This window comes from Deinococcus arcticus (genome assembly GCF_003028415.1).
Classification (GTDB): domain Bacteria; phylum Deinococcota; class Deinococci; order Deinococcales; family Deinococcaceae; genus Deinococcus; species Deinococcus arcticus.
Genome location: NZ_PYSV01000006.1, coordinates 1 through 22,226, shown reverse-complemented (window position 1 = coordinate 22,226; position 22,226 = coordinate 1). Strand labels below are relative to the sequence as shown.

Annotated in this window: 21 protein-coding genes and 1 tRNA gene; 17 read left to right on the top strand and 5 right to left on the bottom strand. The window is 69.1% G+C overall.

Annotated elements, in window-relative coordinates; translation table 11 throughout:
• The first annotated feature begins 97 nt into the window (after positions 1 to 97).
• The 4 genes from C8263_RS07540 (at position 98) to dnaJ (ending at position 5,739) form a co-directional block, all read left to right on the top strand.
• The gene (locus C8263_RS07540; RefSeq protein WP_107137518.1) at positions 98 to 2,797 is read left to right on the top strand and encodes a hybrid sensor histidine kinase/response regulator; all 2,700 of its coding nucleotides are present in this window, start codon (positions 98 to 100) and stop codon (positions 2,795 to 2,797) included.
• A complete protein-coding gene (locus tag C8263_RS07535; protein ID WP_107137517.1) occupies positions 2,794 to 3,552 on the top strand; it encodes a DUF4388 domain-containing protein in 759 nt (252 codons plus the stop codon). Before C8263_RS07540 ends, C8263_RS07535 begins: the two co-directional genes overlap by 4 nt.
• Entirely contained in the window at positions 3,549 to 4,328 is a 780-nt protein-coding gene (locus tag C8263_RS07530) for a response regulator transcription factor (RefSeq protein WP_107137516.1), read from the top strand. Before C8263_RS07535 ends, C8263_RS07530 begins: the two co-directional genes overlap by 4 nt.
• Positions 4,329 to 4,617: 289 nt before the next feature.
• Positions 4,618 to 5,739, top strand: a complete 1,122-nt coding sequence (gene dnaJ / locus C8263_RS07525) for a molecular chaperone DnaJ (RefSeq protein ID WP_107137515.1) — start codon at positions 4,618 to 4,620, stop codon at positions 5,737 to 5,739.
• Between the two features lie 355 nt (positions 5,740 to 6,094).
• On the opposite strand, the gene C8263_RS07520 is transcribed toward dnaJ, so the two are convergent.
• A complete protein-coding gene (locus C8263_RS07520; protein WP_107137514.1) occupies positions 6,095 to 7,525 on the bottom strand; it encodes a phytoene desaturase family protein in 1,431 nt (476 codons plus the stop codon).
• Between the two features lie 221 nt (positions 7,526 to 7,746).
• On the opposite strand from C8263_RS07520, the gene C8263_RS07515 reads away from it, so the two are divergent.
• The 5 genes from C8263_RS07515 to C8263_RS07495 all read left to right on the top strand — a co-directional run bounded on the left by C8263_RS07515 (position 7,747) and on the right by C8263_RS07495 (position 11,548).
• Positions 7,747 to 8,742, top strand: a complete 996-nt coding sequence (locus C8263_RS07515; RefSeq protein WP_107137513.1) for a ribose-phosphate diphosphokinase — start codon at positions 7,747 to 7,749, stop codon at positions 8,740 to 8,742.
• Positions 8,743 to 8,893: 151 nt separating this feature from the next.
• On the top strand, positions 8,894 to 9,337 hold the full coding sequence (locus C8263_RS07510; RefSeq protein ID WP_107137512.1) for a hypothetical protein: 444 nt from the start codon (positions 8,894 to 8,896) through the stop codon (positions 9,335 to 9,337).
• A gap of 42 nt (positions 9,338 to 9,379) precedes the next feature.
• Positions 9,380 to 9,823, top strand: coding sequence for a hypothetical protein (locus C8263_RS07505; protein WP_107137511.1), 444 nt, complete (start codon positions 9,380 to 9,382; stop codon positions 9,821 to 9,823).
• 130 nt (positions 9,824 to 9,953) lie between these two features.
• The gene (ypfJ, locus tag C8263_RS07500) at positions 9,954 to 10,811 is read left to right on the top strand and encodes a KPN_02809 family neutral zinc metallopeptidase (RefSeq protein ID WP_107137510.1); all 858 of its coding nucleotides are present in this window, start codon (positions 9,954 to 9,956) and stop codon (positions 10,809 to 10,811) included.
• Positions 10,812 to 10,906: 95 nt separating this feature from the next.
• The gene (locus C8263_RS07495; protein ID WP_233218708.1) at positions 10,907 to 11,548 is read left to right on the top strand and encodes a M48 family metallopeptidase; all 642 of its coding nucleotides are present in this window, start codon (positions 10,907 to 10,909) and stop codon (positions 11,546 to 11,548) included.
• 28 nt (positions 11,549 to 11,576) lie between these two features.
• Here C8263_RS07495 and C8263_RS07490 read toward each other — a convergent pair whose 3' ends face one another.
• Positions 11,577 to 11,783 (bottom strand): hypothetical protein, encoded by a 207-nt coding sequence (locus C8263_RS07490; protein ID WP_107137508.1) that lies wholly within the window; start codon positions 11,781 to 11,783, stop codon positions 11,577 to 11,579.
• 132 nt (positions 11,784 to 11,915) lie between these two features.
• Between C8263_RS07490 and C8263_RS07485 the strand changes: the two genes are divergently transcribed.
• Both C8263_RS07485 and C8263_RS07480 read left to right on the top strand, forming a co-directional pair.
• Positions 11,916 to 13,040, top strand: a complete 1,125-nt coding sequence (locus tag C8263_RS07485) for a PQQ-dependent sugar dehydrogenase (RefSeq protein ID WP_107137507.1) — start codon at positions 11,916 to 11,918, stop codon at positions 13,038 to 13,040.
• Between the two features lie 330 nt (positions 13,041 to 13,370).
• Entirely contained in the window at positions 13,371 to 13,925 is a 555-nt protein-coding gene (locus C8263_RS07480; RefSeq protein ID WP_107137506.1) for a P-loop NTPase family protein, read from the top strand.
• Here C8263_RS07480 and C8263_RS07475 read toward each other — a convergent pair.
• Together C8263_RS07475 and hflX are read right to left on the bottom strand one after the other, a co-directional pair.
• Positions 13,870 to 14,802 (bottom strand): endonuclease/exonuclease/phosphatase family protein, encoded by a 933-nt coding sequence (locus tag C8263_RS07475; RefSeq protein ID WP_233218707.1) that lies wholly within the window; start codon positions 14,800 to 14,802, stop codon positions 13,870 to 13,872. The two genes, C8263_RS07480 and C8263_RS07475, sit on opposite strands and share 56 nt — an antisense overlap.
• Positions 14,803 to 14,899: 97 nt before the next feature.
• A complete protein-coding gene (hflX, locus tag C8263_RS07470) occupies positions 14,900 to 16,609 on the bottom strand; it encodes a GTPase HflX (RefSeq protein WP_199188344.1) in 1,710 nt (569 codons plus the stop codon).
• A gap of 313 nt (positions 16,610 to 16,922) precedes the next feature.
• Between hflX and C8263_RS07465 the strand changes: the two genes are divergently transcribed.
• Complete coding sequence (locus tag C8263_RS07465) at positions 16,923 to 17,357, top strand: hypothetical protein (protein ID WP_107137504.1); 435 nt, start codon at positions 16,923 to 16,925, stop codon at positions 17,355 to 17,357.
• A gap of 50 nt (positions 17,358 to 17,407) precedes the next feature.
• On the opposite strand, the gene C8263_RS07460 is transcribed toward C8263_RS07465, so the two are convergent.
• Positions 17,408 to 17,497: transfer RNA gene (locus tag C8263_RS07460), tRNA-Ser, on the bottom strand.
• Between the two features lie 343 nt (positions 17,498 to 17,840).
• Here C8263_RS07460 and rpsL point away from each other — a divergent pair.
• From rpsL to C8263_RS07435, 5 genes are all read left to right on the top strand, one after another.
• Positions 17,841 to 18,245: a 30S ribosomal protein S12 gene (gene rpsL, locus C8263_RS07455; protein ID WP_055363465.1), complete on the top strand. Its 405-nt coding sequence runs from the start codon at positions 17,841 to 17,843 to the stop codon at positions 18,243 to 18,245.
• Positions 18,246 to 18,387: 142 nt separating this feature from the next.
• Positions 18,388 to 18,858, top strand: coding sequence for a 30S ribosomal protein S7 (gene rpsG / locus C8263_RS07450; protein ID WP_107137503.1), 471 nt, complete (start codon positions 18,388 to 18,390; stop codon positions 18,856 to 18,858).
• A gap of 271 nt (positions 18,859 to 19,129) precedes the next feature.
• Positions 19,130 to 21,223 carry an elongation factor G gene (fusA, locus tag C8263_RS07445; RefSeq protein WP_107137502.1) on the top strand — a complete coding sequence of 698 codons (2,094 nt, stop codon included), beginning with the start codon at positions 19,130 to 19,132 and terminating at the stop codon, positions 21,221 to 21,223.
• A 153-nt stretch (positions 21,224 to 21,376) separates the two neighbouring features.
• The gene (locus C8263_RS07440) at positions 21,377 to 21,793 is read left to right on the top strand and encodes a hypothetical protein (RefSeq protein ID WP_107137501.1); all 417 of its coding nucleotides are present in this window, start codon (positions 21,377 to 21,379) and stop codon (positions 21,791 to 21,793) included.
• A 308-nt stretch (positions 21,794 to 22,101) separates the two neighbouring features.
• On the top strand, positions 22,102 to 22,226 hold a 125-nt coding region (locus tag C8263_RS07435; RefSeq protein ID WP_233218726.1), incomplete at its 3' end, for a GTP-binding protein.

The window sequence follows — 22,226 nt, the reverse complement described above, 5'->3', positions numbered from 1 at the left end:
CCGTGCAGGAGCGCGCACGCCAGCCCGAAGCCTCTGAGTCGCTCCCCGCTCACCGCCCCAGTTGTCGCCCCAGCACCAGCCAGCGAGGTTTACCGCCATGACGCAGCCCCACACCCCGGTCACCCTGGACGCGGACCTGACCGCCACGTACCTGCAGGATGCCCGCAGCGTCGTGGCGGGCCTGGAGGACGCCACCGTGGACCTCTGGGTGCCCGACGCCCGCCCGGCCGCCATGGAGCGGCTGTGGGTGCTCAGCCACCGCCTGCACGGCACCGCCGCCCTGTACAGCCACCCCCAGACCGCCGCCCTGGCCGCCCTGATGGAGCGCCTGATGGAAGGCCGCGCCAGCCTGGGTGAAGCGGCAGTGCAGCCCCTCACCGAGATTATCGAGCGCATGGTCACGTGCCTCAGCGCCGCCCTGGACCGCGTGGAAACGGGCCGGGGCGAGGGCGAGGTGGGGCTGCACTTTGCCGAACTCTCGGGGCCCGCTTACGTCACCGAGTTCCTGAAGACGCAGCCCTTTCGCCTGGAGGCCCGCTCCAGCCAGCAGGGTGAGCGCGAAGAAGCCTTTGCGGTTACCAACGCCGAGATCTGGGAAGACTTCGGGCCCGAAGCCTCGGACCTGATGACCCTGCTGCGCGCCGGCCTGCACGCCGAGTCCCCGGACCTGGCCGCGCTGTTCCGCGCCGCGCACACCCTCAAGGGGTCCAGCGCCATGGTGGGCCTGGCGCCCCTGGCCGATGTGGGCCACGCCATGGAAGACCTGCTGGGCGCCGCCCGCGAGGACGCGGTGACCATTGAGCGCGCCCTGCCGCTGCTGGATGACGGCCTGAATCTGGCCGGCGCCGTGCTGGCCCACGCCGAGGGCCGCGCCGAGGATCCCGGCGAGCGCGTGCCGCTGTACCGCAATATGGTCGCGGCCCTGCTGGCCGGCCAGGACGTGACCCTCACGGCCCCGGAGGCCGCCGAGAATGCCGCCCCGGCCGCCGCCCCCGAGCGCCTGAGTGTGCGCGTGGACAGCGCCCGCCTGGACGGCATGCTGGACGACGTGGCCGGACTGGTGGCCACGCGCGCGCGCCTCAACGGCCTCTTTCTGCGCCAGCAGCAGGTGGCCGCCAGCCTGGACGCCGCCCACGAGCGGGTGCAGCGCACGGTGCGCGACTTTGAAGAGCGCTACCTGAACCCGCACCTGCAGATGGGCGCGGCCAGCGAGGGGGCGCAGACCACCTCGGCGCAGGCCGCCCGCGACGGCCAGCTGCAAGACCGCCTGAGCGACTTCGGGGCCCTGGAGCTGGACACCTACGACGACCTGAACATCCTGGCGCGCGCCGTGACCGAGCTGAGCGCCGACCTTGTGGAGGTGCGCGCCCAGACCGCCCAGACCATCAGCGTGCTGGGCGACGAGGTGACGGCGCTGGAAAAACTGACCCGCCAGCTGCGCGTGGAACTCAGCCGCGCCCGGCTGGTGCCGCTGTCGCGCGTGACGGCCCCGCTGCACCGCTGGGCCTCGCGCCGGGGCGACCTGACCCTGACCATCGAGGGCGAGGACAGCCTGCTGGACGCCCAGCACGCCGGGCCCCTGGGCGAGGCGCTGCTGCACCTGCTGACGAACGCGGCGGTGCACGGCGGCGAGGGCGAGGCTGCCCGCGTGGCGGCTGGCAAGCCCGCCCTGCTGAACATTCAGGTGAGCGCGGGCGTGACTGACGGCCAGCTGCATGTGACGGTGCGCGACGACGGCAAGGGCCTGAACTTTGACGCCCTGCGCGCCCGCGCCCTGCAGTCTGGCCACGCCAGCGCCGGGGAACTGGCAGGCTATACCGATGAGCAGACCGCGCAACTGGTGTTCCTGCCGGGCCTGAGCACCGCGCAGCAGGTGACGCAGGAAGCCGGGCGCGGCGTGGGCATGGACGCCGTGCGCGAGGCCATTGCCCGCATGGGGGGCCGCGTGAACCTGCAAAGCCGCCCCGGCCGGGGCACCACCGTGCGCCTGCAGGTGCCGGTGGCCCAGCAGATCACCGACGTGCTGGTGATGAAGGTGGGCACCGTGCGCGTGGCCGTGCTGGCCACCCAGCTGCAGGGCATGAGCGCCCTGGACGGTCAGGCCCCAGAGGGGAGCCTGGACCTGGGCGCGGCGTGGGGCGAGGCCCCGGCCCGCCAGCGTTACCTGGCCCGTCTGTCCCTGCCCGGGGGCGGTACCCTGGGCGTGATCGTGGATGAATTCCTGAGCCTGGAAGAAATCGTGCTGCGCCCGGCGGGCAACCTGCTGGGGGGCCTGGACTACCTCATGGGCATGACCACCCTGATGGACGCCAGCGGGCAGGCGTACCCGGTGGCGGTGCTGGACCCGGCTGGCCTGAGCCGCCTGCAGGCCCGGCCCCGGCGGGTGCGCGCGGCGGCCCCCGTGGCCGCCCAGGCGCATGTGCTGCTGGTTGACGACAGCCTGAGCGTGCGCCGCCATGTGGGGCGCACCCTGGAACGCGCGGGCTTCACCGTGACCACCGCGCACGACGGCCAGGACGCCCTGGAGCGCCTGCTGGCCGGCCTGAAGGCCGACCTCGTGCTGAGCGACCTGGAAATGCCCCGTATGAACGGCTTTGAACTGCTGCGCGCCCTGCGCGCCGCCCCCGAACACGCCGCCCTGCCGGTGGTCATGATGACCACCCGCGCGGGCGAGAAACACCAGCAGCTGGCCATGGAACTGGGCGCCAACGATTACCTTGCCAAACCGGCCGAGGAGCGGCTGCTGCTGCGGCGCCTGACCGCGCTGCTGCCCGGCCGCGCGGAGGTGCAGGCGTGAGCCCCGATCCGTCGGCCGGCTGCCTGGTGGTCTCGCCTCAGCTCTCGCGCGCCCTGTCGCACGCCGCCCTGATTGAGGTGGCGGGCATGAGCGCGGCCACAGCGGCGGGCGGCCTGCACGCCCTCACCCAGATTGAGCGCGAGCGTCCCCCGCTGGTGGTTATTGACCCGGCGCTGGATGACCTGAGCCCGGCCGACCTGCACGAGATTCTGCGCGACGACCCGGCCAGTGCCGAGACCGTGGTGCTGATTCCCGGCGCCCAGCTGCCAGGGCGCTACGGCGGGCCCTTTGACGTGGTGGTGCCGGCTGGCCTGACCGCTCCCGAGGGGCTGGCCCGCGCCCTGGCGCGCATGCCGGGGCTCAGTGCGCCCACCTGGGACGACCCGGAGGCGGCGGCCCTGGAAGGGCAGCTGAGCGACCTGGGCCTGACCGACGTGCTGCTGTGCGCGCAGGACCTGCAGCTCTCGGGGCTGCTGCTGGTGCATCTGGGGGCGCAGCCCGCGCACCTCGTGCTGCGCCGGGGCGAAATTATTGACGCCGAATGCGGCGCGCGCGCTCCCACGCAGGCCGTGCCCTTCCTGCTCAGTGTCCGCGCGGAAGGCGACTTCCGTTTTCACCTTCTTTCTCCCGACGCCCTGGACGGTTACCCCCGGCAGATCACCCTGCCCACCGCCCGGCTTCTGATGGAGGCGGCCGTGCATGTCGACCATGCCCACGCCGCCGATCCGCTTGCGTCCGCCCTGGAGGCCTCATGAATCCGTCTGATCTCACTGACCCGCAGAACCCCACCACCGTGCTGGTGGTGGACGACAGCGTCAGCGTCCGCAAAGCCCTGGAGCGCATTCTGGCTCCGCAGGGCTTTGCCGTGCGCATGGCCGACAGCGCCGAGAGCGCCCTGAATACCCTTGACCCCATGCCCGACATGATCCTGGCCGACATCCTGATGCCCGGCATGAGCGGCCTGGAACTCACGCGCATCCTGGGCGACCGGGGCGTGACCATTCCCATCATGCTGATGAGCGGCATCGTGGATGACGTGACCCAGCGCGACGCCCAGTCAGCCGGTGCCTGCGGCGTGCTGCGCAAGCCCTTTACCCCCGGTGAACTGCTGCCCGCCATTGAGCCCCATCTGCGCGCGGCGCTGGCTGCCCGGGTCCCGGCGGCGTCCGGGGCGGCACCTGTAAGCAGCGCGCCTTCCCCCAGCGCGCCCGCCGAAACAGGGCCTCTGGCGGGGCTGGCACAGGTGCCCGGCGTGCATGGCGCAACCCTGTACGGCGAGGACGGCACGGTGACCGCCCAGACGGGCGCGGCCCTGCCCGAAGCCTTTGGCATGTACGCCCGCTTTCTGCTCACAGCGGCGAATGTGGGCGGTGCCCACGTGAGCCAGGGCGACCTGGGTCACCTGAGCCTGAACTACGGCGGCGCCTCGGTGCTGCTGCTGCCCCACGGCGCGGGCCAGCTGGCCTGCGTGGTCTCGGGGCCGGACGTGGCCGGCGCGGTGCTGGGCTGGCGGGCTTCACAGCAGAACTAAGTAGCTCGCTGTTGATCTTTAGATCAACCGAGCGGAGCGAGTATCGAAAAAAGGACGTTGCACCGGGAGTGGAGACTTTGCGGTGCTCTCCTGCAAAGTCGTAACGTGAGGTGCAACGTACTTAGGCAGCTATGGGCTATGAGCCATGGGCTTTGGGGATTTACTCCATGGCCCATGGCTCAAAGCTCATAGCCTGTAGCCCACTTTTCCTGAGTCTGGTCATGTTAACCTGAGCACCGGAGGCCCGGCCCCTGCCCCACAGGCAGCGGTGCCCGGCGAGAAACGAGCCATGGATTACTACGAACTGCTGGGCGTGGCGAGCACCGCAAGCGCCGATGAGATCAAGTCCGCCTACCGGAAACTGGCCCTCAAGTACCACCCCGACCGCAACAAGGAGGCCGGGGCCGCCGAGAAATTCGCGCAGATCAACGAGGCGTACGCGGTCCTGAGCGACGCCGAGAAGCGCGCGCACTACGACCGCTTTGGCAGCGCGCCGGGCGCCGGAATGCCCGGCGGCGATCCGTTTGGCGGCATGGGCGGCGCCGGGTTTGACCCCATGGACATCTTCGAGCAGCTGTTTGGCGGCGCGGTGGGTGGCCGGGGGCGCCGGGGCCCCGCCCGGGGCGACGATCTGGAAACCGAGGCCCACGTCACGCTGGCCCAGGCCCGCGCCGGCGAGGAAATTCAGGTAACTGTGGACCGCCTGACGGGCTGCGAGCATTGCCACGGCAGCCGCACCGAACCCGGGGGCAAGCCCCCCGTGTCCTGCACCACCTGCGGCGGCGCCGGGGCCGTGCGCGCCCAGGCCCGCACCATCTTCGGCGTGGTAGAAACCCAGCAGGCGTGCCCCACCTGCCGGGGCGAGGGCCAGACCATTCAGGACCCCTGCACCGTCTGCCGGGGCCGGGGCCGCACCCTGAAGGGCGAAACGGTCAGCGTGAAGCTGCCGCGCGGCATTGATGAGGGCTACCGCATCCGCGTGAGCGGCATGGGCAACGAGGGGCCCGGCGGCAACGGCGACCTGTACGTGCATATTGAAATGGAGCGCCACCCCGAACTGCGCCGCGAACAGGAACACCTGATTCACACCGCCAAGATCGGCTTTGCCAAGGCGGCGCTGGGCGGGCAGATTCAGGTGCCCACCCTGGACGGTCCCCAGACGGTGGAGGTCAAGGCCGGCACCCAGCACGGCGAACTGCACCGCCTGCGTGGCCAGGGCATGCCCCGGCTGCAGGGAGCGGGCACCGGCGACCTGATCGTGGAATACGACGTGGTGGTGCCCCGGCCCAGCCAGCTGAGCCCCGAAGCGCGCGAGGCCCTGCTGGCCTACGCCCGCGCCGTGGGCGACGAGGTGAACGACCGCCCCGAGGGGTTCCTGGGCAAGGTCGGCAAGATGTTCCGGGGCGAGTAAGCCGGAGCCCGGTTGAACCGCGGGCAACAACGCTGAGCGCCGAGCGGACTGCCTAAGCGGCGCCGTCGAGCGGATCGGAGAGAGGCGCCCTTCCGGGCGTGGCGCCGGCACATCGGCTCTGTGCCGATGTGCCGGCGGAACAGACGGAGCCCGTACCAGTTGGTCAGCGCTTCAGACGACGAGCACGGCACTTTTACCCCTCCTCCAGTGCGGGGAAGGGGGAAAGCTCGCACGGCGAGAGGCTGAGCCCCGGACAGCGGCGACACAGAGGGAGCGAGGCCGCTTGGCCTCTCTCTGCGCCGCGCAAACGTTCTCACCATTGAGCCCAGCCTCCAGGCTGCCCCGGCGCGCCGGTCTACGGCGTGGCCTGCAGCCTGAATTCATCCTTCAGGGCGGCCAGGGCCGCGTGGTAGCCGGCCATGCCGTGAATCCCGCCGCCGGGTGGGGTCGCGCTGGAGCACAGGTAGACCCCTTTCACGGGCGTGCGGTAGGGCGTGGCGCTGGGGACCGGGCGGGCCAGCAGGCCCCACAAGTCGCCCCGGCCGCCGTTCACGTCGCCGCCCTGAAACACCGGGCTGAAGCCCTGCAACTGCGCCGCCGTCGTGCGGGTGCAGGCCAGCACGCGCTCACCAAACCCCGGGGCAAAGCGTTCGAGCTGCGCTTCCACAGCCCCCTGGGCGTCCCCGGCGCTGCCGTTGGGAATGTGGGTGTAGGCCCAGAAGGTGTGCTGCCCGGCGGGCGCGCGGCTGGGGTCAAACAGGGTGTGCTGCGCCGTCAGCACGTAGGGCCGCGCCGGTATGCGCTGGGCGGCCACGGCCTCGGCCGCTGCGATCTCTGGGGCGGGGCCGCCCACATGCACCGTGGCGGCCCGCGCCACCCGGGGGTCCTGCCACGGCACCGGCCCGGAGAGCGCGTAATCAAATTTCTGAATACCGGGACCGTAGCGGAAGCCTTCCAGGGCCGCGCGGTAACGGGCGGGGGCCCGGTCGCCCAGCAGCGCCAGCAGCACGCGGGGACTGCTGTCCACCAGCGTCACCCGGGCCGGAGGCAGGTTGCCGGGGCCGCGCACAGTCACGCCCGTATGTACCTCGCCGCCCAGGTGGCGCAGGTAAGCGTGCAGGGCGTCGGCCAGGGCCTGCGCGCCGCCGGCCGGAAAGGGCCAGCCCACCGCGTGTGCCAGCAGCCCCAGCACCAGCGTCATGGCGGCCGTGCCGGGCGTGGTCAGGGGCAGGGTGGTGTGCGCCGCCAGCCCGGCCCACAGCGCGCGGGCCTGCGGGGTGCGGAAGTGCGTCTGGCTGATCCACGCCGCGCTGGGCAGGCCGCGCAGCCCAAAGCGGGCCAGCAGCAGCGGGTGGCGCGGCACCCGGGGCAGAGGCCGCAGAATGTCCTCCAGCAGCGCCTCATGCTCGCGCACCAGGGGGGCGAACAGCCGCACCCAGGCCGGGCCGTCCGGGCCCAGCCCGGCGGCGGTGGCGTGCAGGTCGCGCTCCAGCAGCGCCGCGCCGCCGGGCAGCGGGTGGGCCACAGGGGCGTCGGGGTGCACCCAGCGCAGTCCAAAGGCGTGCAGGGGCCACTGCCGGAAGGCCGGGCTGGCCACGGCCAGCGGGTGAATGGCCGAACCGTAATCGTGCACGAAGCCCGGCAGGGTCAGCGCGCGGCTTTGCAGACCGCCGCCCACCTGACCGTGCGTTTCGAGCACCTGCACGCGCAGGCCAGCGCGCGCCAGCGTTATGGCCGCTGACAGCCCATTGGGCCCGGCCCCCACGATCACGGCGTCCAGGGTCATGGGCCCCAGCCTACCGGGTCCGGGGCCCTGTCCCTGTTGGGCAGACATTCATGGGCCCTGTTCCCGGCGCGGGCACGCCCGGGCGCCATGACACCTCAGGGGCGGGGCAGGTATGCTGCACAGCGGTCGGCTGGTGGCCCGGTGCTTACGGGCTGCCCCGAAAAACGCCCCTGTGTGTCCGCCCCTGCGCCCCTGCGCTTCTTTCTCTGGAGGATTCTCTCTTGTCCGCCCCCCACCGCGCTCCGTCCGCCCTGCTGCAAAGTCGCCGTTCACCCCTGCTGGTCTTCGCCGGGCAGAGTAACCGTCCGCTGGCGCACGCCATCTGCGACCACCTGGGGGTGCCGCTGGGCGAAAGCACCACCGAGAAGTTCTCCAACGACAACATCATCGTTCACTACGAGCAGTCGCTGCGCGAAGGCGACGTGTTTATCGTGCAGACCTTCTCCACGCCGGTCAGCGACTCGATCATGGAACTGATGCTGATGATTGACGCGGCCAAGAGCGCCAGTGCCGGGCGGGTCACGGCGGTTATTCCCTACTACTCCTACGCGCGCAGTGACAAGAAGGACAACCCCCGCATCTCCATCGCCGGGCGTCTGATTGCCGACCTGCTGCAGGAAGCCGGCGCCGACCGCATTCTGACCATGACCCTGCACGCTCCGCAGGTGCACGGCTTTTTCAAGGTGCCGGTGGATCACCTCTCGGCGGACGTGGTGCTGGCGCAGCATTTCAAGAAGTCGGTGCCGGACGCCCACAACGGCGTGGTGCTGGCCCCCGACGCCGGCAGCATCAAGCGCGCGTCCCAGATTGCCCGGCGCCTGGATTCGGGCCTTGCCATGATTGACAAGGAGCGCCTGTCCGACACCGAGGTGCGCCCGCGCGCCCTGATCGGGGACGTGGACGGCAAGACCGTGTTTATTGTGGACGACGAGATCAGCACGGCCGGCAGCCTCGTGGAAACGGTCAACATTGCGCGCAGCATGGGGGCCAAGGACGTGTACGTGGCCGTCACCCACGGCGTGTATACCGGCCCGGCCATCCAGCGCATTGCCGCCCTGAATGTCACGCAGGTGGCCAGCACGAACACGGTGCTGGTGCCCCAGAGCAAGATTGACAACGCGGGTGGCCGCCTGGCCGTGCTGGACGTGGCGCCGCTGTTTGCCAACGCCATTGTCAACATCCACACCGGCGCGAGCGTGAGCACGCTGTTCAGCTGAGGCCAGAAGGAAAGGCGCCGGGGCAGAGGGTTGCTCCGGCGCCTTTCTGTGGCTGGGTTCTCCCTGCCTCTGGATCTCTGCAGGTCAGAGACGCGTCGAGGTCGGCTCACCTCTGCCCTGGTCTGAGCCTGCCCTGGCGTAGGCTGGCCTTATGGGTGGCCATTTGTGGTGGTACGTCGAGCCTTACGAACCTGATATTGCCGCCGTCCTGGAACGCGTGCAGCGGCGCGAGTTCCAGGCGGGGCGCTACTCGCCCGTCATCATGTTTCCCGACTTTCCGGTAACGCCAGATTCCCCCGCGCCTGGGCCAGCGCACGCCACCAGAGAAGAGGCCATTGAGGCGGCAGACGCGGAGGGCACCCGCACCATCCTGGATGTGCCCGGCCTGGCCCAGAGCCCGGAAGACTGGGGGATGCACCCCCTGAGCAACGAGCAGTTGGAAGCGCTTTTCGGCACCGCGCAGCCCACGCTGGAACAGATCGAGACCTGCGATGAACTGACCGACCCCATTGGCCGGGGCGAGAGTCTGTATGTGGTGGCCTACGCGGCGGGGCAGCCCACACACCTGTACTTTGTGGGCTACTCCTACGACTGAAGAGGGACGCACGGTGAGCCCCGGCAGGATACAACTGGAGCCATGAACATCCTGGGCTGGCTGTTGGGGGGCGCCGCAGCATTTGGGCTGGCCCTGGGCATGATGGCAGTGCGCGGTCCGCTGGCGCTGGTCCTCGCCGGTGCTGGGGGCGGCGCCGCCCTCGTGACCCTGCTGCCGCTGCTGACCGCGGACCGCTTCAGCCGGAGCTTCGGGCTGGCGTACCTGATGGCTGGGCTGGTGGCTACTGGGGTGGCGGCCCTGCCACGTGCGCTGGCCGCGGGTGGGGCCTCGCCGGGCCGCGAGCTGACGGCGCTGGGGCTAGGGATGGCCCTGGTGGCTGGGCTGCTGCTGGTGGGTGTGGAGCTGGACCGGCTGCTGGCGGCCCTGCTACCCGGCGAGACCAAAGCGCAGATATCGGCGGGGCTTCCCGGCGGGCTGCTGGTCGGGGCCCTGCTGGGGCTGATCGCCGGATTCTGGCGGCGCTGACCCCAACCTTCAGAACTCCACTGCAAACCCTAAAGGTCATTTCAACCGCGCCCAGCGCGCAAATTTCTACAATGGCTCTGTGGCGGGCTGGGCTGGCCGATTCAGGCGGCCCACCCTGAAGGAGACCCATATGGACTGGAAAAATTTGCCCGGGAGTGGGGGCGGGATTGATGATCGGCGCGGCGGCGGCCTGCCTGGGGGCGGCATCGCCGTGGGCGGGGTGGGTGGCCTGATCATCGCCCTGATCGCCATGTTCTTCGGGGTCGACCCTGGCGCCATTCTGGGCGGCGGGCAGCAGACGGCCCCTCAAACCCAGTCGGGGGCCGCGCCCAGTGCCAACGACGAGGAATACCAGTTCGTGGACCGGATTCTGGGCAGCACCCATCAGGTCTGGAGCCAGGTGTTTCAGGAGGCGGGCCGCACCTACACCAAGCCGCCCCTGGTGCTGTACACCCGGGGCACCACCAGCGGCTGCGGCCAGGCCAGCAGCGCGGTGGGCCCTTTCTACTGCCCGGCTGATAACGGCATCTATCTGGACACCAGCTTCTTTGCCACCATGCAGCAGCGGCTGGGCGGCGGCGGTGACTTCGCCTATGCCTACGTGATTTCCCACGAGGTGGGCCACCACGTGCAAAACGAGCTGGGCATTGCCGATCAGGTCACGCGCCGCCAGCGCAGCGCCCGCACCGAGGCCGAGGCCAACAGCTACGGCGTGCGCCTGGAACTGCAGGCCGACTGCTTTGCCGGGGTGTGGGGCAACCGCACCCGCGAGCAGACGAACATCACCCAGGCCGACGTGCAGGAAGCCGTCCGCACCGCCGAGGCCATTGGCGACGACAACCTGCAGCGGCAGTCGCAGGGCCGCGTGGTGCCCGACGCCTTTACCCACGGGTCCAGCCAGCAGCGCGTGAAGTGGTTCATGACAGGCCTGCGCAGCGGCAATCCCAACGACTGCGATACCTTCAGCCTCCCCTATAACCAGCTGTAAACTGCAGGCCGTCTGGGCGGGCCGGGTCTCTTGCACCGGCCCGCTTTTTGCGCTTTGCTAAAGGGGTGTCAGGGTGGGACATTGGGGGAGTGCCGGTGACCGTCCAGCGCAGCGGGCGCCGCCGCACGGTCGCCCTGCAGGTGGCGCCCGGCGCGGTTACCCTGTATGCCCCCGCCCGCCTGACAGCCGCGCAGCTGCAGACGATTCTGGACACCCGGCGCGACTGGGTGGCCCGGCACCTGGCAGAGTTTGCCGCGCGCCCCGCTGGGCGGCCGGCGCCCCACGAGGGCCAGCGGTTGCCGTTTCTGGGCGAGGACTTGCAGCTGCGCCTGAGCCCGGCGGTGCGCGCGCCGCTGCGCGACGGACAGCAGCTGATCCTGCCAGCCGCTGGGCCCGAGGCCGCCCTGGAAATCTGGACGCGCCGGGCCTGTGCCGCGCCCTACCGGACCCTGGTGGCGCATTACGCAGCCCGCCTGGGCGCGGCTGACCGCCTGGGCCGCGTGACCGTCAGTGGCGCCCGCACCCGCTGGGGCAGCTGCGCGGCCAGGGGCGACATCCGCCTGCACTGGAAACTCAGCCGCGCGCCGCTGCCGGTCCTGCATTACGTGGCCCTCCATGAGGCGGCGCATCTGCTGGAACTCAACCACTCGGCGCGCTATTGGGCCCACGTGGCCCGGGTCATGCCTGACTGGGCGGCGCACCGGGTGTGGCTCAAGGCGTACGGCCACACCCTCTGAATAGAGGTGTGGCCGCCTGGGTGCCCGTTTACATCGCCGGCATGGGTTCGGGCAGGCCGGGCGTATCGGGATTCGCGGGGGGTGTGGGCTCTGGCAGGCCCGGGGTATCGGGGTTAGCAGGCGGCTCACTGATGGGGCCTGGGGTGGACTGGCCCGGCATCTGTTCGGGCAGGGGGCCGGGGGTGTTCGTGGGTTCGGTGGCCGGAGCCGCCGGGCGGTCGTAGGGACCCGTCATGTCGTACCTCCTGGTGAAAACAATGCAGGTCCCAGTGTGGGCCAGTGGGGGGGGCACACAGGAGCAAAAGCCGTGAAGGTCTCTTCACGCCGCGCTGCGGTGCGCGGGGGCTGGGCACCGTCACACTGGGGCATGCCGCGCCTGTTGCCCGCCCTGAGTGCCCTGCTGCTCGCTGCTGTGCTGCCCGGTCCGGCAGCCGCCCAGGCCCCCCGCGTCAGTTTCAGTCCCTTTGTCAGTGGCCTGAACCAGGTCACGGCCATCACCCACGCCGGGGACGGTTCGGGGCGCCTGTTCATTGCGCAGCAGGACGGCCGCGTGCGGGTGGTGCAGGGCGGGCGGGTGCAGCCCCAGCTGTTTGCCGACCTGCGCGCCCTGACCCGCGCCGGGGGTGAACGTGGCCTGCTGGGCCTGGCCTTCGATCCGGCCTACAAGACCAACCGGCGCCTGTACGTGCACTACACCGACCGCAACGGCGATACGGTGCTGGCACGTTACGTGGCGGCGGCCGGCGGGCAGCAGGTGAACCCGGGCAGTGCCCAGACCCTGTTCACTGCCCAGCAGCCCTACCCCAACCACAACGGCGGGCAGCTGGCGTTTGGCCCGGACGGCTTTCTGTATCTGGGCCTGGGCGACGGCGGCTCTGGGGGCGATCCACAGAATAATGGTCAGAATCTGGCCTCGCCCCTGGGCAAGATCCTGCGCTTTGATGTGCGGGGTGCGGCGGCCAAACCTGCCCCCGGCAATCCGTTCCTGACCCGCAGCGGCGCCAACCCCAACATCTGGGCGTATGGCCTGCGCAATCCATGGCGCTTTTCCTTTGACCGCCAGACCGGCGACCTGATCATTGCCGATGTGGGCCAGAACGCCTTCGAGGAGATTGACTGGCAGCCCCGCGCAAGCCGGGGCGGCGAGAACTACGGCTGGCGCGTGCGAGAGGGCCGGCAGTGCTTTGAAGACGGCTGCAAGCCCGGCGATTACGTGGAGCCGGTGCTGGTGTACGGCCGTCAGGAAGGCCAGAGTGTCACCGGCGGATACGTGTACCGGGGAAGCGCCATTCCCACGCTCAGGGGCCAGTACGTCTTTGCCGACTTCGCGTCCGGTACAGTCTGGGCCGCGCGCATGACGGGCCGTAACTGGACCAAGAGCACGCTGGGCAAGGTGGGCGGCCCCAGCACCTTCGGTGAGGACGAACGCGGCGAACTGTACGTGGCGGAATACAGCAGCGGGCGAATTCTGAAGCTGGTACGGGGGAACTGAAGGAGGTCAGGGCACCGAGGAGTGCAGAGCAGCTGAATCTGGAACCTCCAGTCGGCTGAACCAGGGAAGGGGGCACCTGTCGCGTTGGGCCAGGGGGTCCTTGGAAGACCAGGGGCCAGGGCGAGGGCCCTGCACACGCCGGTCTGGATACCGCTTGGCCAGCCGCAGTCAAGCGTCTCTGGCCTTCGCACAGGGGAGGGCGCCCTCTTTCTCGGCGGGCCCAGAGCACCTGTTGTCCCGATCTCCAGGCCCGCCCGACGCCCCGACCCCCCGGCACCCTCGGCCACCTGGCCGATGCCCTCACCATGCCCCTTTTGCTTTCCTGCGCTCATGCAGCGCGTGATCGTGATCGGCACTTCCGGGAGCGGCAAAACGACCCTGGCGCGGGCCCTGGCGGCCCGGCTGGGGGTCCCACACGGCGAGCAGGACGCCTGGAACCACCTGGCCGGCTGGCAGGAAGCGCCGCTCCCACAGTTCCGCGCGCAGGTGGCCGCGTTTACCGCGCAGCCCCGCTGGGTCATGGACGGCAATTACAGCCGGGCCCGCGACATCGGCTGGGCGCGGGCCGATACCATTGTGTGGCTGGATTATCCGGCCCCCGTGGTTCTTGGCCGGGTGCTGCGGCGCACCGTCTGGCGGGTGCTCACGCGCCAGGAACTGTGGAACGGTAACCGCGAGACGCTGCGCGGCGCCCTGAGCGCCGAGGGGCCAGTGCGCTGGGCCATGCGGACCCACTGGCGGCGGCGCGGCGAAACCGTGGCGCTGGCGGCGGCCCATCCCCACCTGCAGCTCATTCGCCTGCGGTCGCCGGCCCAGGCCGGGCGGTGGCTCAGGGCGCAGTTCCCGGGGCCTGCCACTCGGTCAGCAGCGGGCGGTGATCGCTGAAGGTCCAGGGCAGCACGCGGCTGCGCACCGGGCGCAGATCGGGGCTCAGCACATGGTCAATCCGCACGCGCAGCGCCGGAAAGGTCCAGCCGGGGCCCTGTCCAGCGTGGTCGTGGGCGCCCGCACCGTAGGCGGCCCGCAGCCGGCGCCACAGCAGCCCGCGCGGCGGGGTGTTCAGGTCGCCGCCCAGCAGCAGCGGCCCCTGGGTCTGGGCTGCCACCCGTGCCAGCACCTGCACCTGTTCGTCACGCGCCGCCCGCGTCCGGTACAGATACGCCCAGTCGCCGGCCAGGGCGTCCACCACCTGCACCGTGCCCAGGTGGGCGTTCACCACAGTCAGGGGCTGTCCCCTCCAGCGCAGGCGAGTAATCAGCAGCTCGCGGCGGTGGCGCGGCAGTGGCACGCGGCGAACCTCCTGCACGGGCAGGCGCGTCAGGGTCGTGACCTCAGCGGCGTGCAGGGCGCGGTAGCCGGGCAGGGCGGCGGCCAGCGCGGCCCGCTGCCCAGGGCGGCGAAAATTGCTTTCCTGCAGCAGAATCACGTCGGCGTTCAGGGCCGCCAGGGCCCGGCCCAGCTTTTCCGGACCTGCCCGGTCGCCTCGCAGCACGTTATAGCTCACCACCCGAAGGTCACCACTTTGCTGCGGGCTCCAGTGCAGCAGGCCCGCGCCCCACAGCGCCAGCAGCGCGCCGACCAGCGCGGCCCGCCGGCCCCGGCGTCGCCACAGGGCCACGCCCAGCACCAGGGGCGCGGGCAGCAGCCACAGCAGCGGGGGCGCGTAGGCCAGCAGCAGGGTGGGCACCGTGCGCTCGCCCAGCACTTCTCCCAGGGCCCAGACCAGGGCCACCCCCACCAGATACAGCCACGCCAGTCGCACCTGTGCACTCTGGCACGGTCCCCGGTGAGCCCGCGTCACACAAAAGAAAGCGGGCGGCACGCCTGCACGCGCGCCGTCTGGCTGTGGTGGGCTGGGCCTAGCGGTACTGCGCGGCCAGTTCGCGGGCCTCCTCACGGGCGGCCAGTTGCTGGCGCTGCACCTGCGCCACGGCGTCGGCCAGGGTCTCTTTCAGCTCGCTCAGGCCCAGATTGCGCAGGGCACTCACCGGAATGCCTTCGGTGCGGGCCACCTCGCGACTCAGCGCTTCGGGATCGGCAGCGTCGGCCTTGTTCAGGGCGATCACCGTGGGCATCTCCCGGAAGCCCAGGTCCTCCAGAATGCGGTTCACGGCGTCCAGGCGGGTGTCAGCCCCAGGGCTGGCGGCGTCCACCACATGCAGCAGCACGTCGGCGTCGCCAATCTCTTCCAGGGTGGCGCGGAACGCCCGGGTCAGGTCGGCGGGCAGGTCGCGGATAAAGCCCACGGTGTCGGTCAGCACCACCGGCCCAATGCCTTCCAGAAAGCCCTGGCGGCTGGTGGGGCGCAGCGTGGCAAACAGTTTGTTCTCGGCCAGCACGCGCCGGGGTTCCTCGGCCGCGTGGGTAAAGGCGTTGAGCAGGGTGGATTTGCCCGCGTTTGTGTAGCCCACAATCGAAATCACAGGCACGTCGTTGCGCGCGCGCTGCTTGCGCCGTTCCTCGCGCCGCTGCGATACACCTTCCAGTTGCTTTTCCAGGAAGCTCAGGCGGTCATTAATCCGGCGGCGGTCCAGCTCCAGCTTTGTTTCCCCGGGCCCGCGCGTGCCGATGGCCCCACCGGCGGCGCTGCCCCCACTGCCCCCGATGCGCGACAGGGCGGCCCCGGCGCCCAGCAGGCGCGGCTTCATGTAGCGCAGCTGCGCCAGTTCCACCTGCAGGCGCGACTCCACACCCTGCGCGTGCAGCGCGAAGATGTCCAGAATCAGCTGCGTGCGGTCAATGATCTTCAGGCCGGTGGCGGCCTCAATCTCGCGCGCCTGGGCCGGACCCAGTTCCTGCCCAAAGATCAGCAGGTCGGCGTCCAGGTGGTACGCCTTGCTGGTCAGTTCTTCCAGTTTCCCGGCGCCCACCAGGGTGCCCGCCTTCAGGTGGCGGCGGAACACCAGTTCCCTGTGAACCACCTCGGCGCCGGCGGTGCGGGCCAGTTCAGCCAGCTCGTCCAGCCGTTCCTCGGCGTCAAATTCGCCCTGGTCAATCTGCACCAGAATGGCGCGTTCGTGGTCCTTTTTGGCCTCGCGGGTGCGGGCGGCGCGGGCAATTTCCTCTTCCAGCGCGCCCACCTGCGCGCCCAGGTCAAACTCGTCAATCTGGAAGGACGGAACGGGGGGCAGAATGCGCCAGTCCTCTTCCTCACCCACCGTGCCGGGCGGCGTCAGGTGGGCCGTGTGGACCAGCCCCGGCTGGCCCTCGGGCCGCACCTCAATGGCGCTGACGGCGTCCAGGCGCTTCAGGAACAGCGTGGAGAGGTCGCTCTTGCTCAGCGCGCCGCCGCGCGGGTGGGTGTGCAGCAGGTGAAAGCCCGCCAGCCGGTGCTCGCCCAGGCGCAGGTCCGGGAATTCGGTCCCCTTGGCGTCGGCCACACTCACCGAGATCACGCGGCCCCGGCGGTCAATCAATACGCCCACTTCCCGGCGCACGTCGTGCGAGAGTTCCGCGAGGTTGCGCGCCAGTTCCGGCGAGCCCACACGCCCGGGTTCAATGCGGCGGCGGTAGAGGTGGCCCAGGGCCTTGAGTTGTGCGGGACGCAGGCCAGACAGGTTGCCATGCACTTTATCGATGGTGGTTCACTTCCTTCAGGGGCGGCTGCGCCGGAGCACAGAGCGCCACGGCAACAGACGGGGAGGTGGAGGGGCGAGCGGGTGCTCTGAGCCCGGGAGGCCACACCTGAGACCCGCGCCGAGCCGCCGCAACGCGCGGGGCCGGGGTGGGCACAGGGTCCAGCATTGCCCCCATTTTAGCGTTGGGGCCGATGCAGAACGTGTGCAATTACAGGAAAATCTTGATCTTCAGGATCATCGTGCGTTCAGGGTAGGGGAGGGACGAGGCAACCCGCATCCGCTGTGTGGCGTACCGTGCAGGGAGATGGCTGCTGCCGAACTGCTGCGCGACACCCTGCGGGAAGTCCTGTATGGCCCGGACGGCCTGTCGGGGCTGTTCAGCGTGCCGGGCCAACCGGGCCTGCTGCAGGCGGCGCATCGCCTGGACTTTGCGGCAGTGCAGACCCACCCGGCACTGGCCCGCCGGGTGCTGGCCCTGCGCCAGCATCTGGAACTCACGGCCGCACAACTGGCCGATCCCTGCGCCCTGCTGAGCGATGAGGCTGATCCCCGGACCTGGGTGCCCGCCACCCCGGCGGCGTGGCAGGGCGAACTCATGGCGTTGGCCCAGGCCGGGCAGGCTCTGTACGGCGCCCTGTATCTGCCCCTGACCGGCGAGCGGCTCCGAACAGCGCACGGCGCCGTGGTGTACGCCGCGCGCGAAGCAGCGGTGCTCTCGGCGTGGCCCACCCTGGGCTGAGTGCCAGCGGACCCACAACAAAACCCCCAGGCGTGAACCTGGGGGCGGTTTGGCGAAGAGGGTGGGATTCGAACCCACGGTAGCCTTGCGACTACTTCGGTTTTCGAGACCGACCCATTCAACCACTCTGGCACCTCTCCGCACAAGAAGTCCGCACAGACAGAACGGGCAGAGCGGAGTGTAGCACAGCCCCGCGCGGCTGCACAGGGGGCGCGTCGGCGCAAGGGGCGGCGGGCCCCTTGCGCCGCTTGCCTGGGGCAGCGTATGCTGCGAAGGTTGAAAACTGCCCCGGTTCCGGGTTGCACCAGGGGGGTTTTTCGGCCGGCCACCGCCGGCGCGGTCCACATCCGGGCCGCTGCCCAGGCGCGGTGCGCGATCACCTCAAGCCTTTCACCCGTCAACCCTGTGCCGCCCCGTCCGCGTGGCGCGGCCACCCGCCCTCTCCACAAGCATCTGCTTAGCCCAGTCTAGGAGTGATTTCCCCTGCCTACCACCCAGCAACTGCTTCGTAAGGGTCGCAAGACGATCCAGAAGAAGAGCAAGGTTCCTGCCCTTAAAGGCAGCCCCTTCCGCCGCGGCGTGTGCACGGTCGTCAAGACCACCACCCCCAAGAAGCCGAACTCGGCGCTGCGCAAGATCGCCCGCGTGCGGCTGTCGAGCGCCTTCGAGGTCACCGCCTACATTCCCGGTGAAGGCCACAACCTGCAGGAGCACAGCGTGGTGCTGATTCGCGGTGGCCGTGTCAAGGACCTGCCCGGCGTGCGCTACCACATTGTGCGCGGCAGCCTGGATACCCAGGGCGTCAAAGACCGCAACAAGAGCCGCTCCAAGTACGGCACCAAGAAGCCCAAGGCCGGCGCTGCCGCTGCGGGCGCGAAGAAGAAGTAAGACCCACTTGCGCGTGCCCACGCTGGGCCGCGCCGGGTCTGCCTTCACCCCAAGGGGTGATGCCAATGAAGCACGTTATTCGCGCCTGAAGTGCGCGCCGCTCGCCCAGCAGGGGCTGGGTTGAGCCTCAAGGGAGTCAACCATGGCACGTCGCCGCCAAGCTGAAGTGCGCGTTGTCCAGCCCGACCTGGTGTACCAGGACGTACTGGTAAGCGCAATGATCAACCGCATCATGCGGGATGGAAAGAAGAACCTCGCCAGCCGCATTTTCTACGGCGCCATGAAGCTCGTTCAGGAGCGTACCGGTCAGGAGTCCCTGAAAATCTTCAAGCAGGCGTATGACAACGTCAAACCGCGCGTGGAAGTGCGCAGCCGCCGTGTGGGCGGTTCGACCTACCAGGTGCCCGTGGAGCCCACCGAGCGCCGCAAGCAGAGCCTGACCCTGCGCTGGATGATCAGCGCCGTGGACGGCCGCCCCGAGCGCACCGCCATTGAGCGTCTGGCCGGCGAGATCATGGACGCCGCGCAGGGCCGTGGCGGCGCCATCAAGAAGAAAGACGACGTGGAGCGCATGGCGGAAGCCAACCGCGCCTACGCGCACTACCGCTGGTAATTCCGGTTTTGGGGCCAGGCCCCAGAATCCGAGCGGAGCGAGCAGGAACCGAAGTGTCTCTCGCGCAACGTAGCAGGAAGCGGCGCTGTTCCGATTGATGCGGAGTGCAGCGGGAGACACGGGAAAGCCCACACGGATGAAAGGAATTGTCGGACGGTAGGTGCCCCCTGCCGTCCATCTCGCGTGAAGCGAGACCCAGCCGCCCCCAGCCCCCACAGGGTGCCGAACTGACGGTGACGAGACACGTCGCCCCACAGAATCAGGGAGTCTTATGACCACCAAAGCCCAGAGTTACCTCACCCACTTCCGCAATATCGGAATTGCCGCCCACATTGACGCCGGCAAGACCACCACCACCGAGCGCATCCTGTACTACACCGGGCGCACCCACAACATCGGTGAAGTGCACGACGGCGCCGCCACCATGGACTGGATGGAGCAGGAGCGCGAGCGCGGCATCACCATCACCGCCGCCGCCACCACCGCCAAGTGGACTCGCAGCGGCACCGAGCAGGAATACGTCGTCAACATCATTGACACGCCCGGTCACGTGGACTTCACCATTGAGGTGGAGCGCTCCATGCGCGTGCTGGACGGCGCGGTGGCCGTGTTTGACTCCAGCCAGGGCGTGGAGCCGCAGAGCGAAACTGTGTGGCGTCAGGCCGACCGGTACGGCGTGCCCCGCATCGCGTTCTCCAACAAGATGGACAAGACCGGCGCGAGCTTCGAGCTGGTGCTGAGCGACATCCGCGAGCGCCTGGGCGCCATTCCTGCTCCTATTCAGTACCCCATGGGCCAGGAAAGCGAGTTCAAGGGCATCATCGACATCGTGCGTCAGCGTGCCTACACGTACACCAACGACCTGGGCACCGAGATTCAGGAGCACGACGTGCCCGCCGAGTACGCCGACAAGGTGACCGAGATGCGCGCGGCCCTGATTGAAGCCGCCGCCGAGGTGGACGAAGACCTGATGATGATGTACCTCGAAGGCGAGGAACCCAGCGTGGAGCAGCTGGTCGCCGCGCTGCGCAAGGGCACCATCGAGAAGAAGATCTTCCCCGTGCTGTGCGGCAGCGCCCTGAAGAACAAGGGCGTGCAGCTGCTCCTCGACGCCGTGGTGGACTACCTGCCCAGCCCGCTGGAAGTGCCGGCCATCAAGGGCAAGATCGAGGACACCGAGGACACCATTGAGTTCCCCGCTGACCCCGAGGGCAAGCTGGCTGCACTGGCGTTCAAGATCATGGCTGACCCCTACGTGGGCCGCCTGACCTTCGTGCGCATTTACTCGGGCACCCTGCAGTCGGGCAGCTACGTGTACAACGCCAGCAAGGAAAAGCGCGAGCGTGTGGGCCGTCTGCTGAAGATGCACGCCAACAGCCGCGAGGAAGTGACCGAGCTGAAGGCCGGCGAACTGGGCGCCGTGATCGGCCTCAAGGACGCGGGCACCGGCAACACCCTGATTGGCGACGGTGACGACAAGGTGCTGCTCGAAAGCATTGACGTGCCCGAGCCTGTGATCAAGCTGGCCATCGAGCCCAAGACCAAGGCCGACCAGGAAAAGATGGGCATTGGGCTGCAGAAGCTGGCCGAAGAAGACCCCACCTTCAAGGTGGAAACCGACCAGGAGTCCGGCCAGACCACCATTGCCGGCATGGGCGAGCTGCACCTGGAAATCCTGGTGGACCGCCTGAAGCGCGAGTACAAGGTGGAAGCGAACGTGGGCGCGCCCCAGGTGGCCTTCCGTGAAACGATCACCCGCGCGGTGGACGTGGAAGGCAAGTTCGTGCGTCAGTCGGGCGGCCGTGGTCAGTTCGGCCACGTGAAGATCAAGGCCGAGCCCCTGGAGCCCGGCGCCGGCTTCGTCTTTGAGAACGCCATCGTAGGCGGCACCGTGCCCCGTGAATACGTGGGCCCCGCCCAGAAGGGCATTGAAGAAGCCATGCAGAGCGGCCCCATGCTGGGCTTCCCCGTGGTGGACATGAAGGTCACCATTTACGACGGCAGCTACCACGAAGTGGACTCCTCGGAAATGGCGTTCAAGATCGCCGGTTCCATGGCGCTCAAAGAAGCCGTGCAGAAGGGCGCCCCCGCCCTGCTGGAGCCCATCATGCGCGTCGAAGTGACGGTCCCCGAGGACTACATGGGCGACATCATTGGTGACCTGAACAGCCGCCGTGGCCAGATTCAGGGCATGGAAGCCCGCGGCAACGCACAGATCGTGAAGGCCTTCGTGCCTCTGAGCGAGATGTTCGGCTACGCCACCGACATGCGCTCCATGACCCAGGGCCGCGCCAGCTACTCCATGTTCTTCGATCACTACAGCCAGGTGCCGAACAACATTGCCCAGCAGCTGATGAAGAAGTAAATTCCATCCGGGATGGGGGAGCGTCCGCTCAGGGCGCTCCTTTTTTTGGCTTTGGCGGTCGGCAGAAGAATGCTGAAGCGACGAGGCTGGCGGTGGGGCGGCCAGCCCGCGCATAGGCAGAGCCCTGGTGACCCGCCGCGCTACTCTGCAGGCATGACGGTGCCTGCTCCTGCTCCCGGCGTCCCGCCCAAACGCCTGAACTTTCTGACCATTCCGCTGCTGGTCCTGCTGCTGTATTCAGCGTTCTCGCTGCTGGCCCTGCCCTTCCTGGGCCCTCAGCTGCAGAGCATGCTGCCTGAACTGCAGGGGCAGCTGGGCCTGCCCGGCGAGGTGCTGCCCCTATCACTGATTCCCACGGTGCTGTGGCTGTCGTTTGCGCTGACTGTATTGCAGATTCTCTGGCTGTATTACACGCGCCGCGCGGTGCTGGAGGGCCGGGGCTGGGGCCGGGTGTCCAGCATCGTGGTGGCGGTGTTCAGCCTCCTGCTGTTTCCACTGGGCACGGTGCTGGGTCTGGTCATGCTGATCGGCGCGTTTGACCGGGACGTGGTGGCCTACACGCGCCGCTGAGCCGGAGCAGACCGGGGAGTCGTCACGCAGGTCGTGACGGCTCTACCCCTTGCCCAACTGAGCCGGATCATGTACCCTACATCTTCGGTGCGCCGTGAGGCCCCAGCCTTCGTTGAGTCTGGCTTAACCCACCAGTGTCAAGAAGGCTCCGGGAAGCGGCGCAGCGTGCCAGCATGGTGGGACACCACCCTGGCGAGATTCAACCCAATGTGGGCGTCACGCGCCTCCAGAACCCTGCGGCATGCGCGGGGGGAGCCCGATCAAAGGGCGGTTTTGCGTGGGTCCACCGCTTGGAGGGAGTAAAGAACATGGCAAAAGGAACGTTTGAACGCACGAAGCCGCACGTGAACGTGGGGACGATTGGGCACGTGGACCATGGGAAAACCACCCTGACGGCCGCCATCACCTTCACGGCCGCCGCCGCTGACCCGAC